General features: G+C 48.0%; 10 protein-coding genes. All 10 read left to right on the plus strand.

Annotated elements, in window-relative coordinates; all coding sequences use genetic code 11:
• Positions 1-185 precede the first annotated feature (185 nt).
• The 10 genes from KJS55_RS14615 (at position 186) to KJS55_RS14660 (ending at position 14,441) form a co-directional block, all read left to right on the plus strand.
• A complete protein-coding gene (locus KJS55_RS14615; RefSeq protein WP_213543708.1) occupies positions 186-1,238 on the plus strand; it encodes a DUF6236 family protein in 1,053 nt (350 codons plus the stop codon).
• 202 nt (positions 1,239-1,440) lie between these two features.
• Complete coding sequence (locus tag KJS55_RS14620; protein WP_213543709.1) at positions 1,441-2,376, plus strand: recombinase family protein; 936 nt, start codon at positions 1,441-1,443, stop codon at positions 2,374-2,376.
• A 155-nt stretch (positions 2,377-2,531) separates the two neighbouring features.
• The gene (locus tag KJS55_RS14625) at positions 2,532-4,937 is read left to right on the plus strand and encodes an AAA family ATPase (RefSeq protein WP_213543710.1); all 2,406 of its coding nucleotides are present in this window, start codon (positions 2,532-2,534) and stop codon (positions 4,935-4,937) included.
• A 746-nt stretch (positions 4,938-5,683) separates the two neighbouring features.
• A complete protein-coding gene (locus KJS55_RS14630; protein WP_213543711.1) occupies positions 5,684-6,538 on the plus strand; it encodes an AIPR family protein in 855 nt (284 codons plus the stop codon).
• Positions 6,539-6,598: 60 nt separating this feature from the next.
• Positions 6,599-6,865 (plus strand): hypothetical protein, encoded by a 267-nt coding sequence (locus KJS55_RS14635; protein WP_213543712.1) that lies wholly within the window; start codon positions 6,599-6,601, stop codon positions 6,863-6,865.
• A gap of 383 nt (positions 6,866-7,248) precedes the next feature.
• The gene (locus KJS55_RS14640) at positions 7,249-8,934 is read left to right on the plus strand and encodes a cyclic-di-AMP receptor (RefSeq protein ID WP_213543713.1); all 1,686 of its coding nucleotides are present in this window, start codon (positions 7,249-7,251) and stop codon (positions 8,932-8,934) included.
• Positions 8,935-9,199: 265 nt separating this feature from the next.
• Complete coding sequence (locus tag KJS55_RS14645) at positions 9,200-11,053, plus strand: DNA adenine methylase (protein WP_213543714.1); 1,854 nt, start codon at positions 9,200-9,202, stop codon at positions 11,051-11,053.
• Positions 11,040-12,251, plus strand: a complete 1,212-nt coding sequence (locus KJS55_RS14650; protein ID WP_213543715.1) for an MAG4270 family putative restriction endonuclease — start codon at positions 11,040-11,042, stop codon at positions 12,249-12,251. The genes KJS55_RS14645 and KJS55_RS14650 overlap by 14 nt, the downstream gene beginning before the upstream one ends.
• A 166-nt stretch (positions 12,252-12,417) precedes the next feature.
• The gene (locus KJS55_RS14655) at positions 12,418-13,095 is read left to right on the plus strand and encodes a response regulator transcription factor (RefSeq protein WP_187028815.1); all 678 of its coding nucleotides are present in this window, start codon (positions 12,418-12,420) and stop codon (positions 13,093-13,095) included.
• Positions 13,092-14,441, plus strand: a complete 1,350-nt coding sequence (locus KJS55_RS14660) for a sensor histidine kinase (RefSeq protein WP_187028813.1) — start codon at positions 13,092-13,094, stop codon at positions 14,439-14,441. Before KJS55_RS14655 ends, KJS55_RS14660 begins: the two co-directional genes overlap by 4 nt.
• The last annotated feature ends 60 nt before the right edge of the window (positions 14,442-14,501 follow it).

The raw sequence follows: 14,501 nt of genomic DNA on the forward strand, positions 1-14,501 counted from the left end.
CCTTCATCTGCTTGATGGGCATAGTATCACGCAAAACGGACGCTGGATTCCGGCTAAAGCAGATTATCGAGAGATTTATCAAAAGATGCCCAAGCGTATTGATCGTTGGAAACTGATACGCCTATTGAAGAAGCGTGATTGTAGATTGAAGAAAAATCCTTGATGTACCCAAATGAGGTAGAATTATGGCTCAAACAATTTTGTATTACCCAACAATCAACATTCAAGATGGCACTTGGTTAAGAAATGCAATTCTGTATTGGGATGAGGTTTCATCCATCGTCCCCTATGAGAACTATCCGGATTTTTCACCGGAATTATTGTATTTGCAAGAATTGGGAGTATATAAAGCTGTTTATCCTCGAGAACTTTTCTTCTCTGAGTTTGCAGAAGATTTTTGCAATTCTATTTTAAAAAGAATTTCTGCTTATGAGTTAAGAACTACCAATAATGGAACTCAAAATAGCCGGGTGAGGATGCACAAAAACAAAATATATGCACCGGCTTTACACGAGTTGATTCACTATAGAAAGTTACCGCCACAGTTATTGGATTATTTCGGAGATGGAAAATATATACACGATTACAACACGGATGGTTGGATGGAGATAGACAGCAAAATAGTGCAAATATACATGAGAACACTTGCAGAGTATTCGATAAAGTGCTCTGGCAAAGACATCGTATTAGGTACAGATACATCCACCCATAGCCGAGAAATCTATAACAATTCTCGCAACCGTGCAGATCTACAAGCGCAGTGCTGCAAAATTAATATAGAAAATTGTTTGCCTCAACCTTCTATGGATGTAAGTTTTGAAGACATCCTTGAGTTCAAAAACAGAAGAAAAGATGAACTTAATGCATTTAGAGCGAAAATCAGAGAGTTGGAAACAAATATATATCATGCCGACAGTCCAGAGTTAATACGGCACTATGAAGCTCAATTTATAGAGGGATGGCAACAATGTTCTGATGACTTTTATAAGGTTCTGAAAGAGTCAAGAATTACATTTTTCCTAAGTAGTTTTGTTAGTTTGGTTGCAATACCTTTTGTTGGTCAACTGCTGTCGCCGCATATTGGTCAAGAGCTTACATTTGCAATCCAAGCAGGTGCACCATTACTTAACATTGGAATTGGTTACTTTGATTATAGAAACAAGATTAGCCCAGCAAAAGCAGACGGTGGTTTTAGCTACATTATTAAGGCAAACAGAGACGGAATAATTCATATCTAAAACTGACATGCGGCAATTTCTCGTGGAAAATGACATAATAGAGTGAAAGTTTTGGTGGATATTCAAGGTGCATTGTGCTATTGTATCTTGCTAACAAGTTAAAAGCTACATTTTAGTCTTGAGATCAAGGCTAAAATGTAGCTTTTTCTATATTAAACCTCCATGATATACTGCTGGTCAGTGATATCATGGAGGTTTTGCTATGTCTGGATATGTGATTGAGATTCCACAGGAGCAAGAGAACAGTTCTATTTGGAGTCGGCAATTAAGAGTCGCCGCTTATTGCCGGGTCAGCGCTTCTTACGAGGAACAACAGCAAAGTCTGGAAAACCAGATCGAGTACTTTACACAATACATCAAGAGAAATCCCTTTTGGAGGTTTGTCGCTGTGTATACGGACAATGCCTCCGGGCTCCACACGAAGAATCGGCCCGGATACCAAAAGATGCTGAAAGACTGCCGAAAAGGTAAAATCGATTTGATTCTTGTTAAATCGCTGAGCCGCTTTGGAAGAGATGCAAAAGAAACCATGACTACAATCAGGAGGTTAAAGCAAATGGGTATTGGAGTGTACGTTGAGATGGGTGGGATCAATACATTGACAACTCCAGATAGTATTATTGATCTGTATGCCGCATTTGATCAGGCAGAGAGCCAGAACAAAAGCGACAATATCAAGTTCGGTTTGCGTCAGCGGATGAAAAGCGGAAAGGCTATGTTGTACCATTCGCAATTCCTTGGTTACACGAAAGGACCTGACGGTGTATTGCGGGTGGTCCCGGAGGAGGCGGAGATCGTACGGAAGATATTTGATCTCTATGTGCAGGGGAACGGTGTACGGAAGATCAAACGCTACCTGGAAGAACACGGGGTCAAAACAGTGACAGGGAAGAGGGAGTGGAGCACCTCTACCATCGATCGAATGTTGAGTAACGAGAAGTACATCGGGCAGGTGCTGATGCAGAAAAGCTATACGCCGGATTTCCTGACCGGAAAGCAAGTCAAAAACGATGGGCAGTTGGATATGTACCTGGTAGAGGATGCTCATGAAGCAATCATTGACCGGGAGACTTTTAATCAAGTGCAGGAGATGAAAGGGCATATCAAACACACAGTACAAATGGAGCAGATGTTGTGATATAATAATACTAATAAATTAAAGGTCCATTTTTTATGTGTTCCCGTCTTTAACGGGAGTCGGAGGTATCAGTAGTAATAAGAGACAGAGATTACAAAACGGAACTGGAGAAAATTAAAAAGCATTTAGAACTGATATTGGGTGAGGGATGAGCAATGTTGAAGGAAATATCCGGTCTTGAAATATGTGGTGCAAATTTCAAAAAACCGACATATCTCAACTTATTTGATCCTACAGATGGAAAGAAAATTAAGACAATCAAGGGTACATTATTGTATGGAAGAAACGGATCAGGTAAAAGTACGATTGCACGTGGTTTCCGTCAGATTGCAGGCGAAGTGTTACCAACTATCAGTCGGACAACAGTTTTCGATAAGGACCATAATCCTATAAATTTATCGAAGGACGAAAGAAAAGATATTTTCGTTTTTGATGAAGAATATGTTGATAAGAATGTAAAATTGCAGGAAGACCACTTGGAAACCATTGTTATGCTTGGAGAACAAGTGGACTTAAGTGAAAAGATAAAAGTGGCAAAAGAAGAATGCAATGCAGCAAAAACCTTATTGGATGCCCAAGCAAGAGTATGTAGTGAGTATAATGACCGGCAAAACATTAAGTGCCCGCAATATTACCTTCTAAAACTTCGTTGGGCACTCCAGGGAGATGATGGTTGGGCCGGCCGAGACAAAGAAATTCGGAATGGTCGGCAAAATACGGGAGTTAGGGATGATACCTACAAACAATTTCTCAATATTACACCGTCAAAACCGAGAAGTGAGTTAATTGTAGATTTTAAGAGGGTACGGCAAGATTTAGAGGCAGCCAGGGCGGGAGCGTCTGTTATAGAGCAGCCCGTCCCCCAAATTCCGGAAAAATTTAATTTATATGACGAATTGGAAATAGAAAAACTTTTGTCTCAAAAAATTGAACGGCCAGAATTTTCAGAAAGAGAACAATTTCTCCTTAAGTTAGTTCAACAAAAAGGCATTCATATTCTTATTGAAAGAAAAGAATTGTTGGAACGCTCAGAGACGAAATCATGCCCCTACTGTCTGCAGGAAATGACTCCAGGATATAAGGTTGATTTGATCCAAAGCATAGAAAAAATTTTGAATGAGGCGGCCGAGGATCATCGAAAGATATTGAGGGAGAAAATTTGGGGAGACATGTATATAGATCTCTTTCCTTTTGAAAAGTTGGATGGTTTCTCTACTTGCAAAGAATTGATGATGAAAATTGATGAGGCGATTAAATCAAATAATAATTTGCTACAACAAAAAATTGATAATCCATATGAGCCTATTAGCACAGGGATCGCATCCATACATTCTTTACTTTCTCAATTGACTACTGCGCTTGCGAATTTGGAGAACAAACGGGTAGCATATAATAAAAAAGCCAAGAGCACGGAACCTTTTCTAAAGGAATTAACTCGTATTAACAGTGAAATTGCTCACTATGATGTCATAGATTTAGCAGGTCAATATGATAAGCAATGTGAAGAATCCAAAACTGAGCAAGCACACTACGAAAGTTTGAAGGCAGACTACCTGTTGAAAGAAAAAGCAGTTCAGGCCCTCGAAGCGCAGAGAAGTTCAGTTACTGTTGCAATTGATGTAATGAACAATTACATGAAGTATATTTTCTTTGAAGAAGACAGACTCAGAATCGAATATGATGATGGCGTGTATAGATTACTGTCTCACGGGCAAAAAGTAAAGCCGCGAGAAGTCTCTGTTGGCGAAAGAAATATCATTGGACTCTGCTATTTCTTCACAAGTATTTTAAAGGGAAAGGAAGAAAGGGATACTTATAACGATGAGTACTTAATTATTGTTGATGATCCTATTTCCAGCTATGATATGGAAAATAGGATCGGAATTCTTTCCTTTTTAAAATATGAGTTGAGTGCTTTCCTTGAGGGAAACACTGAAACAAGAGTTCTGGTCATGACACATGATCTTATGACCTTTTATGACGCTCATAAGATACTTGAGGAGATAATAGAGAAGTGCAAGCAACAGTGGAATATGGGACAAATTAAGTTTAATCGATTTGAGTTAAGAGATGAAGAAATTATACCCTTCCAATACAAGAGTCGCCATGAATACAGTGAACTTATACAAACTATTTATAAATATGGCTTAGGACAAGCTGGAGACCAATCTATTGTAATTGGAAACATAATGAGGCAGGTATTGGAAGCATTCGCAACCTTTGAGTTTAAAAAAGGAATCGATAAAGTTTCAACTGACGATGATATTCTTTCTCTTCTTGGCTGCCAAGAGTTTAAGGTATATTTTAAAAATCTCATGTACCGCTTAGTACTCCATGGCGGGAGCCACAAAGAAGAGTATGTGAAGTCAATGAATAATTTGAACTTTTTTACACTCATTTCCGAAAAGGAAAAAGAAAGAACAGCAAAAGATATCCTTTGTTTCATCTATTGCTTGAACAAACCACATCTACTTGCGCATCTGAAGGATGTAGACCCGGATGCGAAATCGAAGTTGAATTTGTGGTGTCAAGATATACGAAAGAGATCCGCTGCAACATAAAATGTCGATTTTAACCGTCCCTTCTAAGAAATGAAAACATCCGCCTTCAGCAGATGTCTTCATTTCTTGGGATTCCGCCACCCAAAGGGCGGCTCCACCCTCCAGTGATTGAAATGCTCGAGCGAAATGAATTCGCCCTGCGCCGAGGTTTTGCCTGCGGCAAAAAGCTCGTACGGCGCAAAAGCGCCGCCGGCCAGAAGGCCAGTTAGGTACTTCTCAGGTAAAATCACAAACAACCTTAGAGGGTTCGGAATTGTTACCCCCTGCCACGTCGGAGCAGAGTTCACTTTGCTCCGACGTTTTTATGCCCACGGCAGAAAAGACGTCATCCGTTCACTCTTTTGAGCCTTCTTTCCAAACCCGTTCCACTGGCTTCGGTTTGCTGCCGCCGCTTTGCGGCGATTCTATTTTATTGAGGAGAAATATTAATTTTAACGGCTCCCTTCAAGGCTGCGTCGCTGTGCCGGGCCTGTCTACCAAAGAGCGGCGTGACCAGAAAAGCGGCGATGACAGCTTATTGAGAGGAGTCTCGTAATTGGGATTGACTTCCTGGGCTCTGATATGGTATAAAGAAGACAAGTCCTAATGGCAAGAGCCGTTGAGGCATCCAATTTTCATATGCGAGATATGAATTTGTGGTCAAGTGAATTTGCCCGCCAAGCAGTTTTGCTGTGGCGTTGACTCATTGTCTGCATCTTCGTGTCTTGCGTGCGAAGGTGTTTTTATTTTACAAAGGAGTGAAAACCATGTCAGACAAACTGAAAATGCACGCAAGAGAATTTAAAACCATGAGGGATCCAAACCGACTTCCAACGGGGCACATCAAGTATATATGCTATCTGGACACAAAGACCATTCCCAATGAATTGCGGAATTGGATGCGGACGAATCCCCGAGATCAAAAGATGACCACCGAGGTGGCAAAGACCATCGCCAGCAGCCTGATGGAAAATGAGGACTTTCACGAGTTGAATCGGGGTTTGCTGTTTTCAGTGGAGTCTGTGAACTATGATAACCGTACGGAGACGTTGACTGTGGAATTGTCCGACGGCGAAATCCATGGTAATATCGACGGTGGACATACGCTTCACGCTATCTTCGACGCACAGGAGAATGAGACGCTGCCGGAGGCGCGTTATGTCTTTGCTGAATTTTTTGTAGGGCTCTCCTCCCCGGTAGAACTGGCTGCTGCGCGCAACACATCCGTTCAAGTGGATTTGAAATCGCAGGAGGAGCTGAAAAAGAGTTTTGAAACCCTCAAGCAGATTCTGAAGCCTTTCCCCTTTGAGCGGCGGATTGCATATCACATGAATGAACACTACAGTGAGAATGTTGCCATTATCGATGTGCGCGAAGTTATTACCATCCTGAATATGTTTAACCAGAATCTCTATCCGATTGTCGGCCAGCAGGGACTCTCCGGGGACAGCCAGCCCATCCAGAGCTATACGGGGAAGGAGGCCAGTCTCAAACGTTTTTTAAAACAGGGGAGGGAGGAACGTGAGGCAGTTCTGGTGAAGATGACCCCTATCATTGATGATATTTTCCACCTGTGGGAAACGGTGGAATGTGAGTTCCCTAAAATGGTGCAGAAGAATTAGCATTATTATGGTGCCAAGAAATATGCCAAATTCGACGACGGCAAAGTGGTGGGGCAGACGATGTTCTATCAGGCTGGTTTGAAATACTTGGTTCCCAAGGGAATTCTCTATCCTGTGGTGGGCGCCTTTCGCGCCTTGGTTGAAGTCGATCCTGGCACCGGAATTTATAGGTGGAAAAAGGACCCATTTATGGTGTGGAATGATCTGGGAGAGCGGATTGCAGGCATTGTCTGGGATGAAAAGGAGGAAAATCCTGAGTACATTGGAAAGAGTAAAAACGTCTGGAGCAATCTTTTTAAGGAGGTTTTGCTCTATACACTGGTATAAAGGAGATCCAATCAACATGCTTTTGGCGAGGGCGGGGGTGTCAGTTCCTGCCCTCGCCTTATCTGCATAGATGGGAGTGTGGGCCGGCTGCTCCTCCGTTGGGCCGGACATTGTCCCGCAAACCGAGTCTCCACTGGTTTCCCATCACCATTTCATACAGCGGCTGGTAGAGTATCTTTCGTATCGACAACCATGTACGGAAAACAAACCGTCTAGAAATCCGGCAATTTTTCTGTTGCAATTTGTAAACAGCCTGTTATAATAACCGATGGTCCGCCTTACAGTTAGGAGAAGAGGCCCGGTACACGGCAAGCTCCTGTGGGCTGACCGCTGTGAAAAGTGCTGCCTGTCGGCAGGTCATCAGTAAAGTGAGGAAATCAGCGATGAGACAACCAGCCGCAGGCACTGCCGTTTTTGAGGAAAAGAGTGTCTGGAAGGTTTTGATGAAAATTGCGCCTCCGGTGATGCTGGCCCAGCTCATCCAGGCACTTTACAATATTGTGGACAGCTTTTTTGTGGGAAAGTACTCAGGAGACGGTCTGACTGCCCTCTCTATTATTTTCCCGGTTCAGCTGGTCATCACGGCCATTGCCGTGGGAACCGGCGTAGGGGTGAATACGCAGATGTCCCGCCAGTACGCCAGGGGGGAGAAGGTGGAGGAAACGGCAGGAACTGGTACAGCCCTGGCGCTGATCAGCTGGGCGGCCTTTGCCCTGACCAGTACTCTGCTGATGCGGCCATATGTGATGACCTCTGCCACGGCGCCTGAAGCCATTGAATATGCTGTTCAATATGGAACTATTGTGTGCGTGGGCAGCATCGGTGTCTTTCTGGAGGGTATCTGGACCAAGGTGCATCAGGCTGCGGGAAACATGCGGCGGCCCATGTTGGCGCAGGTGGTTGGTGCGATGACGAATATTGTCCTGGACCCGATTTTGATCTTCGGAGCAGGACCCATCCCTTCCCTGGGGGTTGCGGGAGCGGCCTATGCCACGGTTGCGGGACAGTTTGTGGCGGCAGCCATTACCTTTGGGCACGGGTTTTACCGTCCGCCCGGAAAGGGACAGATGCTGCCCTGTGTCAAAGCCATTTACCGGCTGGGCTACCCCTCTATCCTGATGCAGGCGCTTTATACAGTCTATATCATGGCGCTCAATATCATTTTGGCCGGCTTCTCTGACGAGGCCGTCACAGTGCTGGGACTTTACTACAAGCTTCAGTCGTTCTTTTTCATTCCCCTGGGAGGGCTGCAAACCTGTATTGTCCCGCTGCTGAGCTATACATACGCCAAGCAAGACTATGGACGCTGCCAGAAGATTACGAAAGACGCTATGATCTTCGCCGGAATCTTCATGATGGTGGGGACGCTTTGTTTTGAGGGAATCCCAGGTCCCATGATCCGAATTTTCTCCACGGAGCAGGAGGTACTGGACATTGGCATCCATGCTTTTCACATCATAGGCATCAGCTTTGTGCCGTCTGTTGTGTCGCTGATGTTTCCGGTATTTTTTCAGGCCATTGGTGCGGCGGTTCCTAGCGTGTTGCTTTCGCTGACGCGGCAGCTTTTCTGCCTGATTCCCATCTTCTGGGGAATGTCCCTGCTGGGGCTGGAATACACCTGGCTGGCGTTTCCGCTGGCAGAGGTCATCACCGGGGCACTGGGCGTTGCACTGTATCTCAAACAGATTCACGAATGGAAGGCAGAGAACCATGCCCCGCTGGAGACGACTTGGAAGGGAGAGAGCAAAATGAAGATGATTACCGCAATTATTAACAAGAAGGACGTCAACGAGGTTTGCGGAGCCTTAACCAGAGCCGGATTTTACTTCACAAAGATGTCCTCTACAGGCGGCTTTCTGACGGCGGGCAATGCCACGCTGCTCATCGGCACGCAGGCAGAAAAGGTGCAAGAGGCCATCAGTGTCATCCGGGAGCACTGTTCCCGCAGGGAGGAACCGATTCCCTCTACAGTCAAAATGGGAGCCACAGGCCCAGATGTTCCGGCAAAGGTTGTGGTGGGAGGCGCGACGGTTTTTGTCTCCGATGTGGAGGAGTTTGAAAAAATCTGAACACCTCTGAAAGCGGCCGGAGCGGGACTGCCTTCTGACGCCGCCTGGGCTTCCAGGCGGCTTTTTTACAAATACCAGATCAGGATATGAACCCCTCTGGGAAATCGAAATAGATGTTGAGGCATCGAAACTGGCGTGTTATAATAAAATAGAATTTTGTCGGCTGGAATACCCTGCGAAGCACAAAGCGCACCGGTGAGGCCCGATATGTTCGGGAAAAACAGATGGCGGCGGAGGCAGCGTCCCATAGAGAGCGAGCATTGTAATGAGATATTTAGGAAACAAGGAATCCATACGGGCGGAAATTGAAAAATTGCTTGACTCAAAGCAGCTGCTCCGGCAGGGCTATTCTTTTTTTGACGCCTTCTGCGGCTCTGGTTCTGTGGCGGACTATTTGAAGTCCTACTATGATATCATCATCAACGATAACCTGACCTGGTCTGTGACCTATACCCGGGGGCGTGTATGTGCGCCCAACTGTACCTTTCAAAGACTGGGGTTTGATCCCTTTGCCTACCTGAACAAGAACAAACAGACCATGCACGGCTTCATGTACCAAAACTACGCACCCACAAAGAGCGAACGGATGTATTTCACACCGGAAAATGCCGGGCGAATTGACTATTTCCGTTACCAGATTGAGCAGTGGAAGCAGGCTGGGCAGCTGACGGAGGATGAGTACTGTTTTCTGCTGGCCAGTCTCATCGAATCGGTTTCTGATGTATCCAATACAGCGGGCGTATATGGGGCGTTTTTAAAAAAATGGGATGCAAGAGCTGTTAAGGAAATTTCCTTTCACCCTGTTGACTTTTGCAACACACCGGTTCGGACGATACAGACCTACAACACAAAAATTGAAACTGTGATCGAACAAGTGGACTGTGACATCTTGTATCTGGACCCGCCTTACACCCAGAACCAATACGGAACCCAGTATCACCTGCTGGAGACGCTGGTTCTAGACGACCATCCCGCCATCAGCACTGTCACCGGCTCCAGGAGTACTGCCCCCATGCGTTCCGACTGGTCCAAGGCTTACAAAGCCAATATTCTTTTTGACCGGGTGCTGGCCAAGACCCGGGCAAAGTATATCATCCTCAGCTATAATAACGACGGCTTCATGTCCAAGGAGTATATTGAGGCCGCCATGAAGCGCTATGGAAAGCCGGAGACCTATGTCTGCAAAAAGATCCCCTATAAGAGATATCAAAACTGGAAATCCCAGAAGGGCAAGAAGCATTTTGAATACCTGTTTTTCGTGGAAAAACGGGATATGGACAAGGTTGTTTACGAGTCTCCGCTCAATTACATCGGCAGCAAGGCCAAGGTTGTACCGGACCTCATCCAATACCGGCCCAAGGGCTACACCACATTTATCGATGCCTTTGGCGGAGGCTTCAACGTGGGCATTAACATGCCCGCCGCCAGGACCGTTTATAACGATGTCAACTATCTGGTCACAAGTTTGATCCGTTCTTTTCGGGATTACGACACTTACGAGTATTTGCTCTATGTGCGGCGCATGATCAAAAAGTTCGGCCTGGAAAAGGCAAATGCGGATGCCTATATCCGGGCAAGGGACTCCTACAATTCCCGGCCTGTCAAAAAGCGGGACCCAAGGCTGCTGTTTACGATTCTGCTGTACGGCTTTCAGCAGCAGATTCGTTTCAACAGCCAGCACGACTTCAATAATCCAGTGGGAATGCGGTGGTTCAACGACAGGGTTCTGGAGAAGATGATCAGCTTTTCCCGGCAGATCAAAGAGGGAAACTTTGAATTTTACAGTAAGAACTACAAAGCACTTCACGCACGGATAACGCCCGGTACCTTTGCATACTTTGATCCGCCCTACCAGCTTACCACCGGCGCCTATAATGACGGAAAACGGGGGTTTGAGGGGTGGAGTGAGACGCAGGAGGCAGAGCTCTTTGCCTTTTTGGACCAGCTGCACGGCGCCGGCATTCCATTCATGCTCTCTTATGTGATTGAGCACAAGGGCAGGGTCAATCAGAATCTTTTACGGTGGATCAAACGCGGACACTACCGGGTGATCCGCCTGGGAGAGATTTTGGGAATTTCCGGGAGCCGCAGAAAGGAGGTTTTGATTGTCAATTATTAAGCGAGAGGGGTTGCCCCACTTTGTTGTTAAGAAGAATCTGCAAAAGTCCGGAACCAGGGGGATTTATTTCAGCGATGTGGTCACGGAGGAGGTGCTCCGGGATGTCTGCTTAAAAATCACGGGGCAGATGGAGTTTACCTGTGAATATGTAGACAACAGCTATCACGATCCGTTTTTGGATGCCACCTATAACAAGGGACGGCTGGCGATCCTCCATGTTGAGGATACCGTGTGCTATATCAGTTTTTCTGAGCGGGAGATTGGCGGGAGGAACTCCAGCGTTCAGAGCGTGCCCACCGCATTCAATCTCTTTTACCTCAATCCCTATCCAAACAAGCGGCTCTTTTACTATTTCTTAAATGTAGCCGGTAATGCGGAGACGGCTTACCAGCGGCTCATCTACCGCCTGATGCGTACCATCGGCTTTACCTTTCTCAATGCCAGCCCGTCTTTGGAGCAGATTAGCAGCCCGTTTACCTCGGCAGAGGATATCATTTTGAACCGAAAGGTCAACGCCGACAGGAACCGCAGCAACAATTCCACGTACCTGACTAAGGGAACGGACGGCGCCCTTGAGGTCTACGGAAAAACCTACGGGGCGAACAAGTATGAGACCAGCCTCATCTGTTATGCGCTGGCCTGTCTCCGGAGACCGGAGCAGCGCATACGGCTCTATGAGGTGCTAGAGGGAAACCTGAAGGAGCTCCCGGAGGCCAGTCTGCGGGTCATCAGGAAAATGGGGGGCATTGACGTCGTTCGGACGGGCATGACCCTGGAGAAAAGGAACTATCAGGAGAACAAAAGCCTGCGCTCCCCGCTCTATATTTATAACCTTCTGCGCAGACTGGGGAACAAGCACTGCGCTCTGTGCGGCTGCGAGATTCCGGAAATTATTCAGGGCGCGCATGTCTGGCCGGTTTCCAAGATCAAAAAGGCTCCGGGCTTGACGCCGGAACAGCGTTTGGAGTATGCGCTGGATGGAGAAAATGGGCTGTGGCTGTGCGAGAATCACCACAAGCTGTTTGACGAGAATCTTCTCTCCTTTGACCAGGATGGAAGTGTTCGGCTGCGGGAAGGATTGGATGAGAGGTATGCCAACTATATCCAGGAGATCACCAAGATCCAGAGCCTCCCGCAATCCATGCTGACAAAGCGGTTTTTGTGGTATCTGGAGCAGAGGAGTCTGTCGGTTTCATAGAGGATTTTATTCAGGCGTGTGCACTTGCAATCTTATGGGGCATGCCGCCTGTCAAAAGGGAACGGAGCCGGCCGGGCGGGGAGAAGCTTCCGCCTGCCGGCTCTTGCTTTGAAAGAAAAAACGTTTTATAATAGGGCGGATTTCAGTGAAAGGGGGCGCCGCGGACATGCGGGTTCTGGTTGTGGAGGATGAGCGGGACCTCAACCGCATTCTGACCAAGACGCTGAGCAAAGCGGGCTACAGTGTGGATGGATGCCTGAATGGAGAGGAGATGGCGGACCATCTTCTGGGAGCGGAGTATGACGCCATTTTAATGGATGTGATGATGCCGGGTAAGGATGGCTTCACCTTGGTATCGGAGCTGCGGGCAAAGGGAGTGGACACGCCGATCCTGTTCCTCACCGCCCGGGACAGCGTGGCGGACCGGGTAGCGGGGCTGGACCTGGGAGCAGATGATTATCTGGTTAAACCCTTTGACTTTGACGAGCTGCTGGCCCGCATTCGGGCCATGACCCGCAAGCACGTGGGAAGCCGGAGCAACCTCTTCACCGTGGGGGACCTGACGGTAGACACCCGGCGGCAGACGGCGGAGCGGGGCGGCAGAGAGATCGCCCTGCTGCCCAAGGAGTTTGCCATCCTGGAACATCTGGTGCGCAACAAGGGTGTGGTGGTATCACGGGAGCAGCTGGAGGACCGGATCTGGAACTATGAATATACCGGCAGTTCCAATAATGTGGACGTGTACATGAGCCGGCTGCGCAAAAAGATTGACGAGGGCTCTTCCACGAAGCTGATTCACACCATCCGGGGAGCTGGCTGGGTCATCCGGGAGGAAAGGCCGTGAGGAAGCGCTCCATCAAAGTTCGGATTACTGTCTGGTACACCGCGCTGATGGTTTTAATGGCAGCCATGGTGTTGGCCTTTGTGGTGGCAATCAGCAGCTCGGTGACTGTGCAGACAGATTTGACGTATCTCTCCCAAACGGTGCGGGGGAATCTGAACCAGGTGTCCTTACAGGATGGGGCGTTAGAGCTGGGGGCAGATTTCAGCTTTGTACAGGGCGGGGTGTACACGGTGGTATACAGTGAGAGCGGGGCTCTGCTGGCGGGTCAGCTTCCCCAGCCCTTTTTAACGGTCTCGGAGCCGTTTCAAAATGGATATACCCGGCCTGTGGAGACTGGACAGGGGGAATATTACATTCTGGATTTGTGGGTGCCCTCGGGCTGGGAGACAGGAATTTGGGTTCGTGGGTTCATGGAGGTCTCCGAGGGCGGCCGGGCCGTACACAGTCTGCTGTTGGCCGCGGCAATTGCCATGCCGGGCTTTATTTTGCTGGCAGCCCTGGGAGGTTACTGGATTGTCCGGCGGGCCTTCCGCCCACTGGATGTGATCAATGCCACGGCCTCTACCATCAATGAAGGGCGGGATTTGTCCGCGCGCATTGGACTGCTGCCAGGATATGGGGAGTTTTCCCAGCTAGCAGGCAGCTTTGACCGGATGCTGGAGCGGCTGGAGCGGGCGTTTGAGGCGGAAGAACGCTTCACTGCAGATGCCTCCCACGAGCTGCGTACGCCGGTGACGGTGATCCTCAGCGCCTGTGAGTACGCTGAGAAATATGATGAGACGCCCGAGGAGCGGCGAGAGACCATTGAGACCATTCAGCGGCAGGGGAAGAAGATGGCAGCTCTGATCAGCCAGCTGCTGCAGATGACCCGCATGGATCAGGAGACAGAGCTGGCACAGTTCAGGAAAACAGACTTATCGGAGCTTGTTCGGACCCTGTGCAGTGAGCAGGGGGAGCGGGAGGAGACCTTGATCCTGGACATTCCAGAGCATATCACAGCTCAAGCGAATGAGGCCCTGCTCTCCCGCCTCTTCCAAAATCTGCTGGATAATGCCTTCAAATATGGCAGACCTGGCGGCAGAGTGTGGGTAACACTGCGCCGGGAAGCAGGAGAGATCCGTCTCACCGTGCGGGATGAGGGACCGGGTATCCCAGAGGATGAGAGGGATAAAATCTGGCAGCGCTTCTACCAGATTGATCCGGCCCGGAGCAGTGATCGGGGGGCGGGACTGGGCCTTGCCATGGTGCAGCAGATCGCCGAGGTTCACGGTGGACGGATGACGCTGGAGAGTCTCACCGGCGCCGGAAGCGCCTTTACATTGCACTTGCCGGACCCTGGAAAATAAAAATGGAAAAAGTTTTTCCATTTCATGTTCATTTCATATTTTATTGGTAGGATTTCATCA

This window comes from Pusillibacter faecalis (assembly GCF_018408705.1).
Classification (GTDB): domain Bacteria; phylum Bacillota; class Clostridia; order Oscillospirales; family Oscillospiraceae; genus Oscillibacter; species Oscillibacter faecalis.